18 protein-coding genes are annotated in these 21,345 nt (G+C 60.9%); 1 reads left to right on the top strand and 17 read right to left on the bottom strand.

The window, feature by feature from the left end:
- Nucleotides 1-164 precede the first annotated feature (164 nt).
- Together VSR68_RS13740 and hemE are read right to left on the bottom strand one after the other, a co-directional pair.
- Entirely contained in the window at nucleotides 165-2,423 is a 2,259-nt protein-coding gene (locus tag VSR68_RS13740; RefSeq protein ID WP_342940367.1) for a primosomal protein N', read from the bottom strand.
- Nucleotides 2,424-2,867: 444 nt separating this feature from the next.
- Complete coding sequence (gene hemE / locus VSR68_RS13735) at nucleotides 2,868-3,971, bottom strand: uroporphyrinogen decarboxylase (RefSeq protein WP_342940366.1); 1,104 nt, start codon at nucleotides 3,969-3,971, stop codon at nucleotides 2,868-2,870.
- Between the two features lie 172 nt (nucleotides 3,972-4,143).
- Here hemE and VSR68_RS13730 point away from each other — a divergent pair, with 172 nt between their 5' ends.
- Entirely contained in the window at nucleotides 4,144-4,935 is a 792-nt protein-coding gene (locus tag VSR68_RS13730; RefSeq protein ID WP_342940365.1) for a transporter substrate-binding domain-containing protein, read from the top strand.
- Nucleotides 4,936-5,727: 792 nt separating this feature from the next.
- Here the strand turns inward: VSR68_RS13730 and VSR68_RS13725 are convergent.
- The 15 genes from VSR68_RS13725 to mnmG form a co-directional block, all read right to left on the bottom strand.
- Nucleotides 5,728-7,458 carry an AMP-binding protein gene (locus VSR68_RS13725; RefSeq protein WP_342940364.1) on the bottom strand — a complete coding sequence of 577 codons (1,731 nt, stop codon included), beginning with the start codon at nucleotides 7,456-7,458 and terminating at the stop codon, nucleotides 5,728-5,730.
- A gap of 203 nt (nucleotides 7,459-7,661) precedes the next feature.
- Complete coding sequence (locus tag VSR68_RS13720; protein ID WP_075155344.1) at nucleotides 7,662-8,087, bottom strand: F0F1 ATP synthase subunit epsilon; 426 nt, start codon at nucleotides 8,085-8,087, stop codon at nucleotides 7,662-7,664.
- Between the two features lie 161 nt (nucleotides 8,088-8,248).
- Nucleotides 8,249-9,643: a F0F1 ATP synthase subunit beta gene (gene atpD, locus VSR68_RS13715; RefSeq protein WP_090870610.1), complete on the bottom strand. Its 1,395-nt coding sequence runs from the start codon at nucleotides 9,641-9,643 to the stop codon at nucleotides 8,249-8,251.
- 92 nt (nucleotides 9,644-9,735) lie between these two features.
- Nucleotides 9,736-10,623, bottom strand: coding sequence for a F0F1 ATP synthase subunit gamma (atpG, locus tag VSR68_RS13710; RefSeq protein WP_342940363.1), 888 nt, complete (start codon nucleotides 10,621-10,623; stop codon nucleotides 9,736-9,738).
- A gap of 91 nt (nucleotides 10,624-10,714) precedes the next feature.
- Nucleotides 10,715-12,256 carry a F0F1 ATP synthase subunit alpha gene (gene atpA / locus VSR68_RS13705; protein WP_090870614.1) on the bottom strand — a complete coding sequence of 514 codons (1,542 nt, stop codon included), beginning with the start codon at nucleotides 12,254-12,256 and terminating at the stop codon, nucleotides 10,715-10,717.
- Between the two features lie 58 nt (nucleotides 12,257-12,314).
- The gene (locus tag VSR68_RS13700) at nucleotides 12,315-12,854 is read right to left on the bottom strand and encodes a F0F1 ATP synthase subunit delta (RefSeq protein WP_342940362.1); all 540 of its coding nucleotides are present in this window, start codon (nucleotides 12,852-12,854) and stop codon (nucleotides 12,315-12,317) included.
- A gap of 2 nt (nucleotides 12,855-12,856) precedes the next feature.
- On the bottom strand, nucleotides 12,857-13,327 hold the full coding sequence (locus VSR68_RS13695) for a F0F1 ATP synthase subunit B (protein ID WP_342940361.1): 471 nt from the start codon (nucleotides 13,325-13,327) through the stop codon (nucleotides 12,857-12,859).
- A 137-nt stretch (nucleotides 13,328-13,464) separates the two neighbouring features.
- Nucleotides 13,465-13,734 carry a F0F1 ATP synthase subunit C gene (atpE, locus tag VSR68_RS13690; protein ID WP_007180033.1) on the bottom strand — a complete coding sequence of 90 codons (270 nt, stop codon included), beginning with the start codon at nucleotides 13,732-13,734 and terminating at the stop codon, nucleotides 13,465-13,467.
- 79 nt (nucleotides 13,735-13,813) lie between these two features.
- Nucleotides 13,814-14,665, bottom strand: a complete 852-nt coding sequence (gene atpB / locus VSR68_RS13685; RefSeq protein ID WP_342940360.1) for a F0F1 ATP synthase subunit A — start codon at nucleotides 14,663-14,665, stop codon at nucleotides 13,814-13,816.
- 145 nt (nucleotides 14,666-14,810) lie between these two features.
- On the bottom strand, nucleotides 14,811-15,356 hold the full coding sequence (locus tag VSR68_RS13680) for an ATP synthase subunit I (protein ID WP_342935330.1): 546 nt from the start codon (nucleotides 15,354-15,356) through the stop codon (nucleotides 14,811-14,813).
- A gap of 281 nt (nucleotides 15,357-15,637) precedes the next feature.
- Nucleotides 15,638-16,786 (bottom strand): sodium:proton antiporter, encoded by a 1,149-nt coding sequence (locus VSR68_RS13675; protein ID WP_342940359.1) that lies wholly within the window; start codon nucleotides 16,784-16,786, stop codon nucleotides 15,638-15,640.
- 11 nt (nucleotides 16,787-16,797) lie between these two features.
- Entirely contained in the window at nucleotides 16,798-17,688 is an 891-nt protein-coding gene (locus VSR68_RS13670; RefSeq protein WP_342940358.1) for a ParB/RepB/Spo0J family partition protein, read from the bottom strand.
- A 38-nt stretch (nucleotides 17,689-17,726) separates the two neighbouring features.
- Nucleotides 17,727-18,497, bottom strand: coding sequence for a ParA family protein (locus tag VSR68_RS13665; protein ID WP_342940357.1), 771 nt, complete (start codon nucleotides 18,495-18,497; stop codon nucleotides 17,727-17,729).
- 48 nt (nucleotides 18,498-18,545) lie between these two features.
- On the bottom strand, nucleotides 18,546-19,223 hold the full coding sequence (gene rsmG, locus VSR68_RS13660; RefSeq protein ID WP_342940356.1) for a 16S rRNA (guanine(527)-N(7))-methyltransferase RsmG: 678 nt from the start codon (nucleotides 19,221-19,223) through the stop codon (nucleotides 18,546-18,548).
- The gene (mnmG, locus tag VSR68_RS13655; RefSeq protein WP_342940355.1) at nucleotides 19,220-21,178 is read right to left on the bottom strand and encodes a tRNA uridine-5-carboxymethylaminomethyl(34) synthesis enzyme MnmG; all 1,959 of its coding nucleotides are present in this window, start codon (nucleotides 21,176-21,178) and stop codon (nucleotides 19,220-19,222) included. Before mnmG ends, rsmG begins: the two co-directional genes overlap by 4 nt.
- Nucleotides 21,179-21,345: the final 167 nt, after the last annotated feature.

Genomic DNA, 21,345 nt, shown 5'->3' with positions numbered 1-21,345 from the left:
AAGAGGTTGCGGCGCGAGGCGTTATCGATTGTTATGAAACATGCGCCGATCCGGCGAAATATAGTCGAGCGAAAACGCGAACCGAAACGACCTTTTGCTCTATCGATATGACTTGAAGGGATTTGCGCGCAGATGCGCGCAAGAAGCGAGCGGCGAATGGCCGGCTAGATGTCGAGCGGATCGACTTCGATGCTCCAGCGCAGCACGCCTTTGATCGTGCGCAACGCGGGTTGCCATGCGCGCAACGTCGCCCGCAGCGCCGCGCGCGATGCACTTTCGACCAGCAATTGCGCGCGATGCACATGCATCACCTTGACGATGGTGAGCGGCACGGCGTCGTAGACGGTCACGCGGGCGGCGGCGGGAATGTCGGCGAGCGCGCCTGCGGCCTGTTGCAGGAAGGTGAGCGAGGCGTCGAGCGTGCGGCCCTCGGCGCGCAGCATCGCCTGATAGACGAATGGCGGCAGATGCGCGTCGCGGCGCTCGGCAAGCGTCGAATTGGCGAAGCCGATGTAATCGTGGCGAGCCAGCGCGTGATACAGCGCGTGCCGCGCATAGCGCGTCTGCACGAGCACTTCGCCCGGTAATCCGGCGCGGCCCGCGCGGCCGCTCACCTGCATCAGTTGCGCGAAAAGCCGTTCGCTCGCGCGGAAATCGTGCGAAAAGAGCGCGGTATCGGCGTTCAACACGCCGACCAGCGATACGCGCCGGAAATCGTGCCCCTTCGCGATCATCTGGGTGCCGACCAGGATATCGACTTCCCCGGCATGAACGTCGGAAAAAAGCGCCTGGGCGCTGCCTTTGCGGCGTGTGCTGTCGGCATCGATACGCAGCACACGCGCGCCCGGCACGGCGCTCGTCAGCGCTTCTTCGACGCGCTGCGTGCCGCGCCCGAGCGGCGCGATATCCACGTTCCCGCATTCCGGGCACGAGCGCGGAATACGCGATTCCCAGCCGCAGTGGTGGCAGCGCAGCGCGCGTTCGGGCTTGTGCAGCACGACGTAGGCACTGCAGCGCGGACAGCCCGCGACCCAGCCGCAAGCGTCGCACGCGAGTTGCGGCGCGTAGCCGCGACGGTTCAGGAACACGAGGCTTTGCTCGCCGCGTTCGAGCCGCGTTTTCAGCGCCGCGATCAGCGGCCCGGAAAGGCCTTCGACGGATGCGCGTCCGCGCCGCCGTTCTTCTTCGAGGTCGATGAGCCGAACGCTCGGCAAGGCCGCGTCGGCGACCGCGCGGCGCGACAACGTCAGCCGCTTGTAGCGCCCCTGCTCGACCTGCCACCAGCTTTCCAGCGACGGCGTCGCCGATCCCAGCACGACGGGCACGCCGAGCTGCTTCGCGCGCCAGACGGCGAGATCGCGCGCCGAATAGCGCAAGCCTTCCTGCTGCTTGTAAGCGGGGTCGTGCTCTTCGTCGACAACGATGATCGACAGATGCGGCAGCGACGCGAGCACCGCGAGCCGCGTGCCTAGCACGATGCGCGCGCGCCCTGTGTGCGCGGCGAACCAGTTGCGGGCGCGTTCGCCTTCGGCCAGGCCGCTGTGCAAGGTGACGATCGCGGTATCGTCCATCGACGCGAAGCGCGCGCGGAAGGCTGCTTCGAACTGCGGCGTGAGGTTGATCTCCGGCACGAGGACGAGCGCCTGTGCCTGCGGATTCGCCGCCAGCAGCGCCGCCAGCGCGCGCAGATACACCTCCGTCTTGCCGCTGCCCGTCACGCCGTGCAGCAGAAATGGCGCGAAGCCTTGCGCGTCGCGGATGGCTTCGACAGCGGCCGTTTGTTCGTCGGTGAGCGTCGGCAGTGTCGAATTCTGCGGCGCGTGATGCTGCGAAGGAAGCGGCGCGGCAGGATCGATCACGTCGAGCGCGACCCAGCCTTCCGCTTGCCACGCTTCGAGCGTCGCGGTGGCCTTCGGATGCAGCGCGCGGGCATCGGCGGCAGGCAGCGACTCCGCTTCCGCCAACGCGGCCGCGAGACGGCGCAGCGCGCTTGCGCGGGCGGGCAACGCATCCGGCAACGCGGCGCGGCCAGCGGGCAGCAGACGATAGTGTTCTTCAGGCGCCAGCAGCCGCGCCCAGCGCGCCGCGTCGCGCAACGCCTGCGGCAGCGCCGGCAGCGCGACTTCGCCGATGCCGCGCTGGTAGTAATCGGCGGCGAACTGCGCGAGTCGCAGCCAGTGTCCGGAAAGCGGCGGACACGCGGCGCACACGCCGGCCACCGACTTCAGCCGGTCGGGCGGCACTTCACTGTGAGCGGTCACTTCGGCGATAAGCCCGACTACGTGGCGCTTCCCGAACGGCACGCTGACGAGCATCCCCGGCGCCGGCGACAGCGCGGCGTCACAGCGGTAGTCGAAGAGCGTCGGCAACGGATGATCGAGCGCGACGCGGACGTAGGTGCCCGTCAGATCGTCGATCCGCATAGCCACCGTTCGTCGGGACGGTTATTCACAGGCTGACAGCCCCCGAGGCCACACTTAAAGTAAAACTTCAATTTCGGCGCTAAGTTTTGAATTTGCATCGACAATTGCGCCTCGTCCGCCCCGCCTGTGGATAACTTTGTTGAGAACTCGGTCCGAATGCGCCGAAGACCGCGCCACGCGGGCCTCTCTGTGGGATAGCGCACATTTGTCTTAAGATCCGCAAAGCCTTGTCACTCAAGGGATTGATCAGAAATCCGCGGATCTTTCGAGGCCAGTGCGACAATCAATCCCTCTACTGCGGCGCAACGTGACAAATGTGCATAAGTCAAGTCTTGACAACCTCGAGAGCGCCATTGGACGGCCTTTGGAACGCTAATTTCCCCTTTGGCCGAGAGCATACGTCGCTGCATCGCAACAAAACCGTCACATTGCGATGGGCCCGCCTTATGCCGGTTGATTGCCGCCCGCTGCACGGATCGCGCGGCTGTGCCGATGCACTTCGTCGACCAGTTCGGCGACGTGCTCCGGCGGCGTGAATTGCGAAATGCCATGCCCCAGATTGAAGACGTGACCGGGGTGATCGCCGAAACTGTCGAGGACCGCGCGCGCCTCGATGCGAATCGTCGACGGCGGGGCGAACAGCACGGAAGGATCGATGTTGCCCTGTAACGCGACCTTCCCGCCGACGCGCTCTCGCGCCTTGCCAAGGTTGACCGTCCAGTCGAGTCCGACGGCATCGACGCCCGTCGCCGCAATCTCTTCGAGCCACAGGCCGCCGCCTTTGGTGAAGGTGATCACAGGCACGCGGTTGCCGTCGTGCTCGCGCTTCAACTGGCTCACCGCCTGCCGAATGTAGTGCAGCGAGAAGCGTTGATAAACGCCGTCGGCGAGCGCGCCGCCCCACGTATCGAAGATCATCACGGCCTGTGCGCCCGCTTCGATCTGAGCGTTCAGATAGGCGGCGACCGCCTTCGCGTTGACGTCGAGAATGCGGTGCATCAGGTCCGGACGGGCGTAGAGCATCGACTTGACGGTTCTGAAGTCGTCCGAGCCACCGCCTTCGACCATGTAGCACGCGAGCGTCCACGGACTGCCCGAAAAGCCGATCAGCGGCACGCGCTGACGGCCTTGCGCGTCGGTGAGCGCGGTGCGGATCTGACGCACGGCGTCGGTGACGTAGCGCAGTGTGCTGTCGATATCCGGCACTGCGAGGCGCGCGACGTCGTCCTCGGTGCGCACGGGGCGCGCGAATTTCGGACCCTCGCCCACCTGAAAATCGAGACCGAGGCCCATCGCGTCGGGGATGGTCAGGATATCGGAGAAAAGAATCGCCGCGTCTAGCGGATAGCGGTCGAGCGGCTGCAACGTAACTTCCGTCGCGTAGTCGGGATTCTTCGCGAGTCCGAGGAAACTGCCTGCGCGGCTGCGCGTCGCGTTGTATTCCGGCAGATAGCGTCCCGCCTGGCGCATCAGCCAGATCGGCGTGTAGTCGGTCGGCTCACGCAGCAGCGCGCGCAGAAAAGTGTCGTTGAGAAGGTTATGGGCCACGTCGCTTGCAACTGAAGGCAAAGCGGCATTTTAACCGTTGAGCGTCGGCGGCAACCTGCATGGTCCCCGCAATTGCTGTTTGTCCTATGCCTTCCTGCCGATGGTCACAGATAGTTGCGCAGGCTATTATCCGTTCCGTTGATTCACAAAAAACAACGATAGAGGAGATTCAATGAAGAAGAACGCCCTGCTTCTCGCCGCTGCAATGTGCTGCGCCGGCGCCGCCCATGCGCAAAGTGCCGCATCCGTCCCCGCAACTTCAACGTCACGCCTCGACGAAATCACGGCACGCGGCACGCTGCGGGCCTGCACAACGGGCGACTACAAGCCGTACTCGTTCTACAAGCAGGACGGGCAGTTCGAAGGCATCGACATCGACATGACAGAATCGCTGGCCAAATCGCTCGGCGTAAAGGCGGAATTCGTAAAGACGTCTTGGTCGAATCTGATGAACGACTTTGTCGCGAAATGCGACGTGGCTGTGGGCGGCGTATCGACCACGCTGGACCGCCAGAAGCGCGCGTTCTTCACGGAGGCGTACCAGGTGGACGGCAAGACGCCTATCGTGCGCTGCGACGACGTCAGCAAGTACCAGACGGTCGCGCAGATCGATCAACAGTCCACGCGCGTGATTTTCAATCCGGGCGGCACCAACGAGCGCTTCGCGCGTCAGTTTTTCAAGCACGCGAATCTGACCGTGTATCCGGATAACGTGACCATCTTCAAGCAGATTCTTGCCGGCAAGGCCGACGTGATGGTGACGGATGCGTCCGAGACGCTCCTGCAGCAGAAGCTCAACCCCGGGCTGTGCGCCGTGCATCCGGACAAGCCGTTCCAGTATGGGGAGAAGGCTTGGATGGTGCCCCGTGGCGACGTCGTGTTCCAGCAATACGTCGACCAATGGCTGCACCTCGCGCGCGAGAGTGGCGAGTATCAAGCCATTTCCGACAAGTGGCTGAAGTAAGCCGAAGCACGCCAAGTTTGTGACGGCCGGGCAGTCGTACTTACCTATTGAGGCGAAAGGCTGCCTCTGTCCGTCATGCGCAATGTTTGCGGTTCGCCCGGCGCGCGACAAGTCCGGGCAGGACGGTCGGTTAATTCCGCATTGCAGCACTACTTCGGTCGCGCGGGCAAACGCAGGTTTCAAACAGGCGCAGTTCGGATCGGTATGAACATTCGGGTCGACAGTTCTGTACTCCAACGTGATGCATTGCATTGGCGGGCTTGCCAGCCATGACGCAATGCAACATACGCCTCGAACGAGACGCTGAAACGAGACAAAATGCGCTGAAAAGGTATCGGTAATAATTGCGCTTAAATCGCTTCGCTATCGCAATAAATCCCGCTGCGCCTTATCTGGCGGGCGTTACAACCTGAAACACTTTGTTACCGCGCGAGCGAAGTAATTCGCCCACAATGCCTTTCACGGGTTCAGCACGGATGCGGCCGGGTAGTAGTGTCTTCGGACAACTCGACGGCTGGTCGGCGTAAGCGCCGAAGCTCTCTTACCAGGGGCATCTCTGCTGGAGTCGTGATCGGCGTCGATCGCGCCGGTTGATCGGTTCCTCCAATGGTCTCCTCGCGCTAACCCCGTAGCGTGTGGTTTTTAGCGGGCTCCAGGCCCGCTTTTTTTTTCTCTCGCCAAACGTTTGCGCGTCCGTCTCCGTGTGCGAACCGGCATCTCCCCTCTAAAACAAAACGCCGTGTGGTTTGCACACGGCGTTGAGTCCTCGTTCCGGATAATGGCGATACGCCGTCACGCCGTCTTGTCTTCCTTGAGATGAAGTTCGCCGATCATCCGTTCGCGCATCACGAACTTCTGGACCTTGCCGGTGACGGTCATCGGCAGTTCATCGACGAAGCGGATGTATTTCGGAATCTTGTAGTGCGCGATCTGGCCGCGACAGAATTCCTGCACTTCTTCGGCCGTGAGATGCTCGCCGGCGCGCAGGACGATCCATGCGCACACTTCTTCGCCGTACTTCGCATCGGGCACGCCGAACACCTGAGCGCTCTGAATCTTCGGGTGCCTGAAAAGAAACTCCTCGATCTCTCGCGGATAGATGTTCTCGCCACCACGAATCAGCATGTCCTTCAGACGGCCGACGATATTGCAGTAACCCTCGGCGTCGATCGTCGCGAGGTCGCCGGTGTGCATCCAGCCGTCGACGACGCTTTCGCGCGTTTTCGCTTCGTCGCCCCAGTAGCCCTTCATCACCGAATAGCCGCGAGTGCATAGCTCGCCCGTTTCGCCGACAGGCGCGATGTTGCCGAGTGCATCGACCACTTTCACCTCGAGGTGCGGCTGAATGCGTCCGACCGTCGTCGTCCGTTTGTCCAGCGGATCGGTCGTCGAGCTTTGGAATGACACCGGACTCGTCTCGGTCATCCCGTAAGCGATCGTGATCTCAGCGAGATGCATCTGCGAAACGACGCGTTTCATCGTCTCGATCGGGCAAGGCGAGCCGGCCATGATGCCGGTGCGCAGCCGCGACAGATCGAACGTCGCGAAGTCGGGGTGGTCGAGTTCGGCGATGAACATCGTCGGCACGCCGTGGAGCGCCGTGCATTTTTCCTCGGCGACGGCGGCCAGCGTTGCGCCGGGCTCGAATGCCTCGCCCGGGAAGACCATCGCGGCCCCAACCGACACGCAGGCCAGAACCGCCAGCACCATGCCGAAGCAGTGATAAAGCGGCACCGGAATGCAAAGCGAGTCCTGCTCGGTCAGTCGCATTGCCATCGCGATATAGCGCGCATTGTTCACGACGTTCCGGTGCGTCAACGTCGCACCCTTCGGATTCCCGGTCGTTCCACTCGTGAACTGAATGTTGATCGGGTCATTGGCGTTGAGCGTTGCGCCGATTGCGTCAAGTTTCGCGGGATCGTAGGCGATTCGGCCACGCTCGACGACATCAGAAAACGTCAGCATGCCCGGCGTCTCTGCATCGCACATGCGAATCACGATGCGTAGGTCCGGAAGGCGCGCGGCGTGGAGGTCTCCGGGAGTTGCAGTCGCCAGTTCGGGCGCCAGTTCCTGAAGCATCTGCAGGTACATCGACGATTTGAACTTCTCGGCCGAAATAATCGCTTTGCAGCCGACCTTGTTCAGCGCGTATTCAAGCTCGGCAAGGCGATAAGCGGGATTGATATTGACGAGAACGGCGCCGATCCGCGCAGTTGCGAACTGCGTCATCAGCCATTCGACGCGGTTCGGCGACCAGATGCCGACGCGATCGCCCTTCTCGATGCCCAGATCCAGCAATCCCGCCGCCAAGGTGTCGACTTCTTGCAAAAACTCCGTCCAACTCCAGCGAATCTGCTGCTCGCGAAACACCACGGCGGGACGTTCGGGGAAGCGTCGGGCGGTATCGACAAGAAACTGACCGACCGTCGATTCGCTAAGCGGCACGTCCGTCGAACCCCGCACGTATGACAGCCCGTTCTTCGGCTCGATGATTGCGCCCTCTCCTGCAGCTTGCGTTGCCATGGTGGTGTCTCTAGAGGTGAATCGCTGTATTGAGATGAGTTTGCGACCGATTGTGCCCCGGTCCTAGACCGATCGGCATCAAGTCTTACCCGCAACTTTCTAGCTGCTCGGGCACTGCCGGTATGATTTTGCTGACCTTTCCGTAAACGTCAAGTAGAAGACAAAAAAAGCAGCCACAAGGGCTGCTTTTCGAACGATGCTGCTTAATGCTGTCCGCGCAGCTTGCGCAGACGCTGGATCGCGGCCAGCTGTGCCGTCGCATACGCGAGTTCCGCCTGCGCGGTCGCATATTCGAGGTTCGAGCCGGTGTTCTGCAGCGCTTCTTCCGCGCGCTTGCGAGCCTGCTCGGCCTTCGCTTCGTCAAGATCCTTGCCGCGGATCGCCGTGTCGGCCAGAACCGTCACTGCGCCCGGTTGGACTTCGAGAATACCGCCAGCGACGAACACAAACTCTTCTTCGCCGTTTTCAGCTTCGATACGCACCGCACCCGGACGAATCCGCGTGATGAGCGGCGTGTGACCCGGCAGAATGCCGAGTTCGCCCGCTTCGCCCGGGAGCGCAACGAACTTTGCCTGGCCCGAGAAGATTTCCTCTTCCGCGCTGACGACGTCTACCTTGATGGTTGCCATTTATGTCGACTCCTGTCGACGAGTGTTAGCGCTTTGGCGCTTACTCTCGTCCCATGCAACGCTGGTTGAGCGTAGGACGAGGCGCCGGGCTTGTGCGCCGGCCGTCTTGCGACAGCCAGCGCGCGCGAGCCGGCGCCCGCTTCGATACACCCACCCAGCCTTTACTGGATCTTCTTGGCCTTTTCGAAGGCTTCGTCGATCGTGCCGACCATGTAGAACGCCTGCTCCGGCAGGTGATCGCACTCACCGTCGACGATCATCTTGAAGCCACGGATCGTTTCCTTCAGCGGCACATACTTGCCCGGCGAGCCCGTGAACACTTCAGCAACGTGGAACGGCTGCGAAAGGAAACGCTGGATCTTACGAGCGCGCGCGACCGACAGCTTGTCTTCCGGCGACAGTTCGTCCATGCCCAGAATCGCGATAATGTCGCGCAGTTCCTTGTAGCGCTGCAGCGTCTGCTGAACACCACGCGTGATGTTGTAGTGCTCTTCGCCGATCACGTGCGGGTCGATCTGACGCGAGGTCGAATCGAGCGGGTCCACTGCCGGGTAGATACCCAGCGAAGCGATGTCACGCGACAGCACGACGGTTGCGTCGAGGTGGCCGAAGGTCGTTGCCGGCGACGGGTCCGTCAAGTCGTCAGCAGGGACGTACACGGCCTGAACCGACGTAATCGAGCCCGTCTTGGTCGACGTAATACGCTCTTGCAGCTTACCCATTTCTTCCGCCAGCGTCGGCTGATAGCCCACTGCCGACGGCATACGGCCCAGCAGCGCCGACACTTCCGTACCGGCCAGCGTGAAACGGTAGATGTTGTCAACGAAGAACAGCACGTCGAGGCCTTCGTCACGGAAGTGCTCGGCCATCGTCAGGCCCGTCAGCGCAACGCGCAGACGGTTGCCCGGCGGCTCGTTCATCTGGCCGTACACCAGCGCGACCTTATCGAGAACGTTCGAGTCCTTCATTTCGTGGTAGAAGTCGTTCCCTTCACGGGTACGCTCGCCCACGCCCGCGAACACGGAGTAACCGCCGTGCTCCTTCGCGATGTTGTTGATGAGCTCCATCATGTTGACGGTCTTGCCCACGCCAGCACCGCCGAACAGGCCCACCTTACCGCCCTTCGCGAACGGGCAGATCAGGTCGATAACCTTGATACCCGTTTCGAGCAGTTCCGTCGACGGCGACAGTTCGTCGAACGCCGGCGCCTTCTGGTGGATCGAACGCGTCGTCTCGCTCGAGATCGGGCCCGCTTCGTCGATCGGACGGCCAAGCACGTCCATGATGCGGCCCAGCGTCGGCTTGCCAACGGGCACGCTGATCGGCTTTGCGGTGTTCTTCACCATGACGCCGCGGCGCAGGCCATCCGACGAACCCAGACAGATGGTGCGGACAACGCCGTCGCCCAGCTGCTGCTGGACTTCGAGCGTCAGTTCCGAACCTTCGAGAATGAGCGCGTCGTAAACCTTCGGCATGTGTTCACGCGGGAATTCCACGTCGATCACCGCGCCGATGCACTGTACGATCTTGCCTTCTACCAAAGCAGTAGTACTCATCGCTTTTCCTTTAGATACTCAATTCTTCACTCGCGCAACGGCGCAGTTTCGGTGGACTCGCCAGATGGCGCTCCCGCGTGTCGACGTCAGCGTCAGACTGCCGCGGCGCCACCGACGATTTCCGACAGTTCCTTCGTGATCGCTGCCTGACGGCTCTTGTTGTACGAGAGCTGCAGTTCGTTGATGACCGTCTTCGCGTTGTCCGAAGCGGCCTTCATTGCGACCATCCGTGCCGACTGTTCCGACGCCATGTTTTCCGCGACGGCCTGATAGACCAGCGCTTCGACATAACGCACCAGCAGTTCGTCGACGACGGTTTGCGCGTCCGGCTCGTAGATGTAGTCCCACGACGTACTCGGCGTCGGGCTACCCTTCTCGTCCTTGCGCTCGAACTGTTCCGCCGACAGCGGCAGCAGTTGCTCGATCACGGGCTCCTGCTTCATCGTGTTGACGAAGCGCGTGTACGCGAGGTACACAGCCGAGAGCTTGCCTTCCGAGTACATGTCGAGCTGAACCTTCACAGCGCCGATCAGCTTTTCCAGGTGCGGCGTATCGCCCAGTTGCACGACGTTCGACACGACCTTCGCGCGCAAGCGGTTCAGAAAACCCAGACCCTTGCCGCCGATTGCCGTCGCTTCGAGCGTCTTGCCCTGACCTTCCAGCTCCTTGAACTTCTGGAGCGAAGCGCGCAGCACGTTCGTGTTCATACCGCCGCACAGACCCTTGTCTGTCGTGACAAGGATGAAGCCTACCGACTTCGCGCCATCGTTCGTCACCATGAACGGATGACGATATTCCGGGCTCGCACTGCTCATGTGCGCAGCGATATCGCGGACCTTGTCGGCGTACGGGCGAGCAGAGCGCATGCGCTCCTGAGCGCGGCGCATCTTGGATGCGGCCACCATCTCCATCGCTTTCGTGATCTTGCGCGTGTTTTGCACGCTCTTGATCTTGCCGCGAATTTCCTTCATTCCAGCCATTGCTTGCTCCTTGATCGAAACAGCGCGGACGCATTTACATGCACCGCGCGCTGCTTCAAGGTCCGTTTATGCCTTGCGGATCACTCGCGGATCAATAAGCGCCCGACTTCTTGAAGTCCTTGAGTGCGGCGTGCAGCGCGCCCTCGTCGTCCTTCGACAAGTCCTTGTTGTCTTCGATGCGCTTGACCAGGTCAGCATGCTTCGACTTCAGGAATTCGCGCAGGCCCTTTTCGAAAGGCAGCACTTGCGAAACTTCCAGATCGTCGAGGTAGCCGTTGTTCGCTGCGAACAGCGACACCGACAGCTCCCACACTTGCAGCGGCTGGTATTGCGGCTGCTTCAGCAGTTCCGTCACGCGGCGGCCGCGCTCCAGCTGCTTGCGGGTTGCTTCGTCGAGGTCCGATGCGAACTGCGCGAACGCTGCCAGTTCACGGTACTGTGCGAGGTCGGTACGGATACCGCCCGACAGCTTCTTCACGACCTTCGTCTGAGCCGCACCACCGACGCGCGACACCGACACGCCAGCGTTAATAGCCGGGCGGATACCTGCGTTGAAGAGGTCGGTTTCCAGGAAGATCTGGCCGTCGGTAATCGAGATCACGTTCGTCGGAACGAATGCCGTCACGTCGCCTGCCTGCGTTTCGATGACGGGCAGTGCCGTCAGCGAGCCGCTCTTGCCCTTCACTTCGCCGTTCGTGAACTTCTCGACGTACTCTTCCGAGACGCGAGCAGCACGCTCCAGCAGACGCGAGTGCAGATAGAACACGTCGCCCGGGTAAGCTTCACGGCCCGGCGGACGGCGCAGCAGCAGCGAGATCTGACGATATGCCCAAGCCTGCTTGGTCAAGTCGTCGTAGACGATCAGCGCGTCCTGGCCGCGGTCGCGGAAGTATTCGCCCATCGTGCAGCCGGCGTACGGCGCCAGGTACTGCATCGCGGCCGATTCCGAAGCCGAAGCGGCGACGACGATCGTGTATTCCATCGCGCCCGTTTCTTCGAGCTTACGAACCACGTTCATGATCGACGAAGCCTTCTGGCCGATCGCGACGTAGATACAGATCAGGTCCTTGCCCTTCTGGTTGATGATCGAGTCGACAGCGACAGCCGTCTTGCCGCACTGGCGGTCGCCAATGATCAGCTCACGCTGGCCGCGGCCGATCGGCACCATCGAGTCGATCGACTTCAGACCGGTTTGCACCGGCTGCGACACCGACTTACGCCAGATCACGCCCGGAGCAATCTTTTCGATTGCGTCGGTCATCTTCGCGTTGATCGGGCCCTTGCCGTCGATCGGGTTGCCCAGTGCGTCGACCACGCGGCCGATCAGCTCCGGACCCACCGGCACTTCGAGAATGCGACCCGTCGTCTTGACGATGTCGCCTTCCGAGATGTGTTCGTATTCACCCAGAATCACCGCGCCGACCGAGTCGCGCTCGAGGTTCAGCGCGAGACCGAACGTGTTGCCCGGGAATTCGAGCATTTCGCCCTGCATCACTTCCGACAGGCCGTGGATACGCACGATACCGTCGGTCACGGAGATCACGGTGCCCTGGTTGCGAACGTCTGCGCTCGCTTCAAGGCCCTGGATCCGGCTCTTGATCAGCTCGCTGATCTCAGAGGGATTGAGTTGCATTATTCGCTCCTGATAGTCAATTCTGTTGCGTGCCAGCCGCCACAACCACGTGAGGGCTTCAGGCGGTCAGAGCCGTCTGCATGCTGGCGAGCCGCGCGCGGACCGAGGTATCGAGCACTTCGTCGCCGACCGTCGCGCGAACGCCGCCGATCAGCGACGGGTCCACTTGAACCGTCGGCTTCAGCTTGCGTTTGAATTTGCGTTCGAGGCTCGCGACGACGTCGTCCAGCTGCGCACCTTCGAGGGGGAATGCGCTGACGATCAGCACATCGGCCGCACCTTCGCGGGCGTTCTTCAACTCTTCGAACTGCGTGGCGATTTCGGGCAAGAGCGGCAGACGGTGATTGTCAACCAGCATCTGGACCAGATTCTTCGCCTGCGCATTGTCCTTGAGCGGCGATTTCAGCGCGGTGAGCAGCAGATCGCTGATCTGCGCACGGCTGACTTTCGGGCTCGAGGCAATCGACAGCACATCGGGCAGACGCGCAACCTGTGCCAGCTCCTGCACGAGCGTGGACCAGGCGGCGATGTCACCAGCTTCGGCCACGCCAAACAGCGCTTCTGCGTACGGACGGGCGATGGTTGCAAGTTCGGCCATGATCAGAGCTCGGCTTTGAGTTGATTCAGCAGGTCGGCGTGGGCCGCCTGGTTGACTTCGCGCTTCAGGATCTGTTCGGCACCCTTCACGGCGAGCGCGGCGACTTCACCACGCAGCGCTTCACGCGCCTTCACGACCTGCTGTTCCGCGTCGGCTTTCGCCTGAGCGATGATGCGCGTTGCTTCAGCTTGCGCCTGTGCCTTGATTTCGTCGGCGACCGCGACTGCGCGCTTTTCGGCGTCAGCGATACGTTGCTGGCCGTCGTTGCGTGCCTGAGCGAGTTCCTGGTCGACGCGCTTGTGCGCGGCTTCGAGTTCCAACTTGCCCTTTTCAGCGGCCGACAGGCCATCGGCGATCTTCTTCGAGCGCTCGTCGAGGGCGTTGATCAGCGGCGGCCACACGAACTTCATCGTGAACCACGCGAGGATCAGGAACACGACCATTTGCGCAAACAGGGTTGCGTTGAGATTCACGGTGTTTCCTTAAACGTTGCTTGATCGGAGGGGGAAACGGCAAGGCGCTCATCGATTCAGTGCTCGATCAGCGCCTTAGTGCCCGTTCCGCTTTGCGCCTTATCAGTTATAGATCAGGCGCACACTTCCGAGGAACCTCAGCCTGCCAGCTTCGACAGCAGCGGGTTCGCGAACGCAAACAGCATTGCCACACCGACGCCGATCAGGAACGCCGCATCGATCAGACCAGCAAGCAGGAACATCTTGGTTTGCAGCGGGTTCATCAGTTCCGGCTGGCGAGCGCATGCCTCGATGTACTTGCCGCCCATCAGGCCGATACCGATACAGGCGCCGATTGCACCCAGGCCGATGATGATGCCGATACCGATGGCGGTCAGACCCTGGATGTTGGCGATGAAAGCTTGCATGATCACTCCTTTGTGAAAAGTCTTTTTGGAACTGGGATTTAAGAAAAAACTAAAGCAGATAGAGGTTCGACTCGCCGTGTTAGTGCTTGTCGTGTGCCTGGCCGATGTACACCAGCGTCAGCATCATAAAAATGAACGCCTGCAGAAGCACGATCAGGATGTGGAAGACCGCCCACACGCTGCCTGCGATCACATGGCCAATGAAGCCAAGCAACGTCGTGTCCGCGCCGAAGGTCCAGAGGCTGCCGAGCAGGGCAATCAGCAGGAACAGCAGTTCGCCCGCATACATGTTGCCGAACAGCCGCAGCGCGAGCGAAACCGTCTTCGCGACGAACTCGATAATGTTCAGTGCAAGGTTCGGGATCCACAGCAGCGGATGCGCGCCGAACGGAGCGGACAGCAATTCGTGCACGAAACCACCCGCGCCCTTGATCTTGACGTTGTAATAGATCATCAGCACGAACACACCGAGCGCGATGCCAAACGTGCCGTTCAGGTCGGCGGTCGGCACGATCCGGTGGTGCGAGATGATATCGGATAGGCCGAGCCAGCCGATCACACGACCAGGCAGATCAACGGGAAGGAAGTCGAGCGAATTCATCAGCGCGACCCAGACGAACACGGTCAGAGCGAGCGGTGCAATGAACGTACGGTTGCCGTGGATAATTGATTTCGATTGATCCTCGACCATTTCGACGAGCATTTCGACAGCACACTGGAAACGGCCCGGAACGCCGGACGTTGCCTTGCGCGCAGCGAGACGCAGCACGAGGATGGTGACGAGACCGCACACGATCGACCAGAAAAGCGTATCGATATTCCAGACGTGAAGATCGAAGACCGACGTCTGATGAGCGGTGGAAAAATTCTGCAAGTGGTGCGCAATGTACTCGGACGGATCCAGAGCGCGCGTTCCTTCGCTAGCTGCCATATCGTTAATGCCACCCAAATTGTCGAAAATCTTTCCGGGCCGCTCCCGCCGCAATTCTGTCTTGCGGGAACACGCCAGCGCGGGCCTTTGTCGAACCCGCGCGCCTCGTTGCTGACGCCGTGCGTCAGCCAGTGTCTCGTTTGCTTCAGCGCCAGGCGAGCGCGATCCAGTACGTCTTGAGAGCGATCAGGTAGGTCACGAGCAGCGGAATCCACCGTACATCGTGATACCAGAATGCGATGGCAATGAACATCGCAATCGTTGTCCCCATCTTGAGTGCTTCACCGATCATCCAGCTCATCACCGTTTCGGCGCCACTCAACTTCTTAAGACGTGCCGCGAACAATGCGCTCGGCACCCAGCAAATCGCTCCTCCCAGGAAGGCTGACAGCGCAGCATCGCCCGGCGGCTTGTAGAACAGCCACCACAACAGCGTCGCACCCAGGGACAAAACCATTTGCGCAATCACGACCTTGAACGGTGTGACGCGCGATGGACGACTCACGTTCGGACCAAACAGTTTTTCGGCCTCGGCCCGTGTGAGCGGAACGATATTGTTATCTTGCTGCTCGGCATCCCACGCGTCGTCATGCGTTGCGCTGTGACCGCCGGACGCTTGCGAACCTGTGCGATCTTCGCGGTGTTCGTCGTGCCGTTGTTGCGGCGTTTGGTTCGACGCTTTGACCGCCATCGCAGTGTTCCGCAAAGTCCTGTTTAGCCCGCGAGCTTTCGCACCGCTTACGGGGTTGCCTAGCAAATAAATCCGGGCGATTGTAAGCGATAGTTGCAGGCAATTCAAGACTTTAGCCCGGCCAATAACAGGCATGAGATGGCGCTTCATGATGCGGGAAAACGCCCATTTTCATGCGGTCGGACTTCAAATGTAAGGCGGTCGCGACAGACCGGGAAATGCCGCTGGAATTGTGTTACGAGCACAACGTTGCGAGCGCATTTCGGTCGCTCGCACAAGTGTCAAAAATGCAACAGAAGCCACCCGCCGACCACCCCGCTCACGACCCAAAACGGAACCGAAAACAGGTGGAACTGCAGCCACATTCCGCGCTGTCCTGAAAGCCTCATTGCAATCAGATTCGCCAGCGAACCGATCGCAAATCCGAATCCACCGACACTCGCTCCGAACGCCAATGCGCGCCAATCCTTTGAGAACTCAGCCAGCATGATCGCTGCTGGGACATTGCTGATGAACTGCGACAGTACAGCACTTGCGGCATAGGCTCGCAGGGGTGTCGTCAGATGCATTTGTCCGACTGCTGCGTGTACCCAAGGCAATGCTGCGAGGCTTCTCAAGACGATGAACATGAACACGAAAATCAGCAGCAGAAGCCAGTCGATCTTCATGACGATTCGTGGCCGCCAGAAGATAAATCCGACGCCGACACCGATCAGTCCTATGCCTGGACGATGCGCATCCGCAAGCAGCACAAACGCGGCGAACAAAAGCAAGGCGACGCCGAGCAGCGGACGATCGACAGGATGCGGTTCTGTGTCTTTCGACAGATCCAGGTCGATGCGCTTGAACGCGAGCGCCGTCAGCGCATACAGCATCGCCATCAGCGCCGCGCACAACGGCGCCAATGCCAGCACGAATCCCGCGAACGAAACGCCGCTCGTCTGCCAAAGGAACAGATTCTGCGGATTGCCCAGTGGTGTGAGAACCGAGCCGGCATTCACCGCGATCGCGATGAAGATCACGAGCCGCTTCAGCGGCAACGGTGTCAACTCGTTTAACGACAACGCGAGCGGCACGACGACGAACAACGCGACATCGTTCGTGAGCAACGTCGACAGAGCGGCGGCGAGCGCGATCAGCAGAAATGCCAGCGCACGCTGCGAACGGATACGATGAACGACGCGATGCGCGAGCCACATCAGGAATCCTGAATGTTCGACCGCCTTCGTCAAAACCAGAAGCCCCGCGAGGGTCATCACCGTTTGCCAGTCGACGAGCGCAGGGAGCGACGCCCATGGACGCGGATGGAGTATCTGCAGCGCGATCAATGCCGCGACGAGCACGGTCAGCACCGGCTCTTTCGCCGCATAGCGAATGACCGCGCGCAACAAATTTTGACGAGGCTTCAGCGCTCGGTCGGCAGCAGGCATCGGATGAATCTTTATGCAGCGGCCGCGCTGCCCCTCAAGCGGGCAAGAATACCTTCGAGTGCGTCGAGATCGCCGAAGTCGACGAGCACCTGCCCTCGTCCGCGCCGTCCGAGCTTGATCTTCACCGTCGCGGCGAGCAGATCCGACAATTCCTCTTCGAGCCGGCGCGTATCGCGGCCACCGTCGTTATTGACCTTGGCCTTTACGGCGGGCGCGACCTTCGTTGTCGTCGTGACCAGTTTTTCGGTTTCGCGCACCGACATCCGCTTGTTGATCACCTGATTCGCGAGCGTGATCTGCGTGGCGGCATCGACGGCAAGCAATGCGCGCGCGTGCCCCATGTCGAGATCGCCGGCGAGCAGCATCGTCTGAACGGGGGACGCGAGATTCAGCAGGCGCAGCAGATTCGACACTGCGCTACGCGAACGCCCCACCGATTCGGCCGCCTGTTCGTGCGTGAAATCGAATTCGTCGAGCAGACGCTGAATGCCCTGCGCTTCTTCCAGCGGATTCAGGTCTTCGCGCTGGATGTTCTCGATGAGCGCCATCGCGGCCGCAGCCTGATCCGGCACATCGCGGACCAGCACCGGCACCTCGTCCAGCCCGGCCAGGCGAGCCGCGCGAAAACGTCGCTCGCCTGCGATGATCTCGAATTTTTCAGGCGAGATCGGACGCACCAGAATCGGCTGCATCAAACCCTGCGCGCGAATGCTCGCCGCCAGTTCCTGCAACGCGCCCTCGTCCATTCGTGTGCGAGGCTGGTACTTGCCTGCTTGCATCTTGTCGAGCGGCAGTGTGTGCGGCGCGCCGTTGATCTTGACGGCCTCCGTGAACTCCGCGCTGCCGCCGAGCAACGCCTCCAGCCCTCTGCCCAAACCTTTTTTCCGTGCTACTGCGTTCATCGTGGTTCCTCGATCCGCTTTGGATGGATGGCGCTGCGTCATAGAGCACGCACCCGTTCGATCATTTCCGCGCCGAACTGCACATAAGCCTGCGCGCCGCGTGACGCGCGGTCGAACACGACGCCCGGCAAGCCGTAACTCGGCGCCTCGGCAAGTCGTACGTTCCGCGGAATGACGACGTCGAACACCTTGTCGCCAAAGTGCTCTTTCAGTTGTTCCGATACCTGCTGCTGCAACGTGATGCGCGGATCGAACATCACGCGCAACAAGCCGATTATCTTCAGATCACGGTTCAGGTTCGCGTGGACCTGCTTGATCGTATTGACGAGATCTGACAGGCCCTCGAGCGCGAAGTATTCGCATTGCATCGGGATCACGACGCCGTGCGCGGCACACAGGCCGTTCAGCGTCAACAGTGACAGCGCCGGGGGGCAATCGATCAGAACGAAGTCGTACTCGGACACCACATGCGCCAGCGCCTCTCTGAGCTGGCGCTCGCGATTTTCCATGCTGACGAGCTCGACTTCGGCGCCCGCCAGTTCGCGATTGGCAGGCAGCACGTCGTACGAAACGGCTTCCGACTTCACGCGCGCATCTGCGACCGACACGCCGTCGACCAGCACTTCGTAAACCGTGTTCTCGCAAGCGGCCTTGTCGACGCCGCTCCCCATGGTGGCGTTGCCTTGCGGATCGAGATCGATGAGCAGGACCCGCTGTCCCTGCGATGCGAGGCTCGCGGCGAGATTGACCGCGGTCGTCGTTTTGCCGACTCCACCCTTCTGGTTCGCAACGCAGAAGATTTTTGCCATCTTTTTAGTGCCCCTTTGCAGCCTGTTTAGTGAGATTGGATCTGATCATCAGCCTACTGCGACTTCGACCAGATGCCGTTCGGCATCCAGCGATGGCACTTTGAGACGAATCACCTGCTTGACATGCGCGCCCTCAGGCAAGCCCTCGATTTCTCCATCGGGTCGCACGCCCTTCATCGCCCAGATGGCTCCGTTATCCGCGACGAGGTGACGGGCCAGTGTAACGAAATCCGCGAGGTCTGCGAACGCGCGCGAGACGATCACATCAAATTTTCCCGGAACTTCGCCGCCGGGTCTCAGGCTTTCGACCCGCCCCGTAACCACCGACAGATTCGCTAGGCCCAATTCCGCCTTTGCCTGCGACTGGAAGGCCGATTTCTTCTGGACGATATCGTTGACGGTGACAGAGCAATCGGGGAAGACGATGGCCAGCACGATGCCGGGCAAACCGCCACCCGAGCCGACATCCAGTACCGACGACGGCCCAACGCTGGCGAGATGCGGAACGATAGAGAGCGAATCCAGGATGTGCTGAATCAGCATCTGGCGCGGATCACGGATTGCTGTCAGGTTGTAGACGGCGTTCCACTTTCCCAGGAGCGCGACGTAATCGAGCAGTTTGCTGTGCTGGTCCGCGCCCAGGTCGATGCCCAGCTCACGCGCACCTTCTTCCAGGAGGCCGGCGAGCGCCTCGCGGCCGGCCACTGCATTGGAACGCGCCGTCATTGAGCCACCGGCGTGCTGTCGGTGCCAGCGTCGGCGGGCTTTTGCGAGCGGCGGCCGAGACCGCGCTTAAGATGGACCATCAGCAGCGAAATGGCGGCCGGTGTAACCCCCGAAATACGCGAAGCCTGACCAATCGTTTCAGGACGGAACTGCATCAGCTTCTGACGCACTTCGAACGACAGCCCCCGGACTTCGGCGTAATCGAGGTTCTCTGGCAATCGCGTGTTTTCCTGTGCTTCGTTTCGCTCGATCTCACCTGCTTGCCGCTCGATGTAGCCCTGATATTTCACGCCGATCTCGATCTGTTCCTTGATCTGCGCGAGCAGCACTTCGTCGTCGGCAAGCGGCTCGACCGGGCCGCAGGTGCCTTCCCGCAGACCGCAAACGCCGTCGTACGAGACGCCCGGACGACGCAAAAGGTCGGCGAGGCTGTATTCATGGTCAATCGGCTTGCCGAGCAGCGCAGTCGCTTCCTCAGACGAAAGCGTCTTCGGGTTGACCCACGTTGTCCGCAGCCGCTCTGTTTCACGTGAAACAGCGTCGCGCTTGCGGCTGAAAGCGTCCCAGCGGGCATCATCAACGACACCCAGTTCGCGCCCGATCTCCGTCAGACGCATGTCCGCGTTGTCTTCACGCAGGCTCAAGCGATACTCCGCACGGCTCGTGAACATCCGATACGGCTCGGAAACACCGCGCGTCACCAGATCGTCGACCAGCACGCCCAGATAAGCCTGATCGCGACGCGGCGTCCACGCCTCCCTGCCCTGGACGTACAAGCCAGCGTTAATACCCGCCAACAGCCCTTGCGCGGCGGCTTCCTCATAGCCCGTCGTGCCGTTGATCTGACCGGCGAAGAACAGGCCGTTGATCACTTTCGTTTCCAGCGACGCCTTCAGCCCGCGCGGATCGAAGTAGTCGTATTCGATTGCATAGCCGGGACGAAGGATGTGCGCGTGCTCGAGACCGACCATCGAGCGAACGAGCTCGAGCTGGACGTCGAACGGAAGGCTCGTTGAGATGCCATTCGGGTAAAACTCATTCGTAGTCAGCCCTTCCGGCTCCAGGAAGATCTGGTGCGATTCCTTGGAAGCAAACCGATGAATCTTGTCCTCAATCGACGGACAATAGCGCGGACCAACGCCTTCGATTACGCCGGTGTACATCGGCGAACGGTCCAAGCCACTGCGAATGATGTCGTGAGTCTGAGCGTTCGTATGCGTGACCCAGCACGGCACTTGGCGCGGGTGCTGCTCGACGCGTCCGAGGAACGAGAAAACGGGAATCGGATCGAGATCGCCCGGCTGCTCTTCGAGCTTCGAAAAATCGATGGTGCGGCCGTCGATACGCGGCGGTGTGCCCGTCTTTAGGCGGCCTTGTGGCAGCTTCAGCTCTTTCAGACGCGCCGAGAGCGACACTGCAGCGGGATCGCCGGCCCGTCCACCCGTGTAGTTATTGAGCCCGACATGAATCTTCCCATCCAAAAACGTGCCGGCCGTCAAAACCACCGCACGCGAGCGGAAACGGACGCCAACCTGCGTCACCGCGCCCACGACGCGATCGCCTTCGACCATCAGATCATCGACGGATTGCTGGAAAAGCCAAAGATTCGGCTGATTTTCGAGCCGTCGACGGATCGCCGCCTTGTATAGCACGCGGTCAGCCTGCGCACGAGTAGCGCGGACTGCCGGACCTTTCGATGAGTTGAGAATGCGGAACTGGATGCCGCCTTCGTCGGTTGCTGCCGCCATCGCGCCGCCGAGCGCGTCGACCTCTTTCACCAAATGGCCCTTTCCAATGCCGCCAATCGACGGATTGCAGCTCATTTGACCGAGCGTCTCGATGTTGTGCGTCAGCAGGAGCGTCTTATTGCCCATGCGTGCGGACGCCAAAGCGGCTTCCGTGCCGGCGTGGCCGCCGCCGACGACGATTACGTCAAACTCTGTGGGATAAAGCATCGCAGATCTCACGCCGGACCCGCCGTGAGCCTTCAAGAAAAAAATATATGGGCGAAATTATAGCGGGTTCGCTTTTGACACGAATTTCGTCCAATGGGCATAGGAATAAAAAACGGCGTGTTTCACGTGAAACACGCCGTTCGTTTGACAGCGAAACTGCCAAAAAT

Origin of the sequence: Paraburkholderia phymatum (genome assembly GCF_038900715.1) — a bacterium.
Classification (GTDB): Bacteria; Pseudomonadota; Gammaproteobacteria; order Burkholderiales; family Burkholderiaceae; genus Paraburkholderia; species Paraburkholderia phymatum_A.
The sequence above is the reverse complement of the archived record's forward strand: the minus strand, read 5'-3'. Positions and strand labels throughout refer to the sequence as shown.

Excerpts from the sequence above, each read along its gene's own strand:
- VSR68_RS13740 (WP_342940367.1), bottom strand. The coding sequence starts at position 2,423 with ATGCGGATCGACGATCTGACGGGCACCTACGTCCGCGTCGCGCTCGAT.
- VSR68_RS13730 (WP_342940365.1), top strand. The coding sequence starts at position 4,144 with ATGAAGAAGAACGCCCTGCTTCTCGCCGCTGCAATGTGCTGCGCCGGC.
- VSR68_RS13725 (WP_342940364.1), bottom strand. The coding sequence starts at position 7,458 with ATGGCAACGCAAGCTGCAGGAGAGGGCGCAATCATCGAGCCGAAGAAC.
- VSR68_RS13720 (WP_075155344.1), bottom strand. The coding sequence starts at position 8,087 with ATGGCAACCATCAAGGTAGACGTCGTCAGCGCGGAAGAGGAAATCTTC.
- atpD (WP_090870610.1), bottom strand. The coding sequence starts at position 9,643 with ATGAGTACTACTGCTTTGGTAGAAGGCAAGATCGTACAGTGCATCGGC.
- atpG (WP_342940363.1), bottom strand. The coding sequence starts at position 10,623 with ATGGCTGGAATGAAGGAAATTCGCGGCAAGATCAAGAGCGTGCAAAAC.
- atpA (WP_090870614.1), bottom strand. The coding sequence starts at position 12,256 with ATGCAACTCAATCCCTCTGAGATCAGCGAGCTGATCAAGAGCCGGATC.
- VSR68_RS13700 (WP_342940362.1), bottom strand. The coding sequence starts at position 12,854 with ATGGCCGAACTTGCAACCATCGCCCGTCCGTACGCAGAAGCGCTGTTT.
- atpE (WP_007180033.1), bottom strand. The coding sequence starts at position 13,734 with ATGCAAGCTTTCATCGCCAACATCCAGGGTCTGACCGCCATCGGTATC.
- atpB (WP_342940360.1), bottom strand. The coding sequence starts at position 14,665 with ATGGCAGCTAGCGAAGGAACGCGCGCTCTGGATCCGTCCGAGTACATT.
- VSR68_RS13680 (WP_342935330.1), bottom strand. The coding sequence starts at position 15,356 with ATGGCGGTCAAAGCGTCGAACCAAACGCCGCAACAACGGCACGACGAA.
- VSR68_RS13675 (WP_342940359.1), bottom strand. The coding sequence starts at position 16,786 with ATGCCTGCTGCCGACCGAGCGCTGAAGCCTCGTCAAAATTTGTTGCGC.
- VSR68_RS13670 (WP_342940358.1), bottom strand. The coding sequence starts at position 17,688 with ATGAACGCAGTAGCACGGAAAAAAGGTTTGGGCAGAGGGCTGGAGGCG.
- VSR68_RS13665 (WP_342940357.1), bottom strand. The coding sequence starts at position 18,497 with ATGGCAAAAATCTTCTGCGTTGCGAACCAGAAGGGTGGAGTCGGCAAA.
- rsmG (WP_342940356.1), bottom strand. The coding sequence starts at position 19,223 with ATGACGGCGCGTTCCAATGCAGTGGCCGGCCGCGAGGCGCTCGCCGGC.
- mnmG (WP_342940355.1), bottom strand. The coding sequence starts at position 21,178 with ATGCTTTATCCCACAGAGTTTGACGTAATCGTCGTCGGCGGCGGCCAC.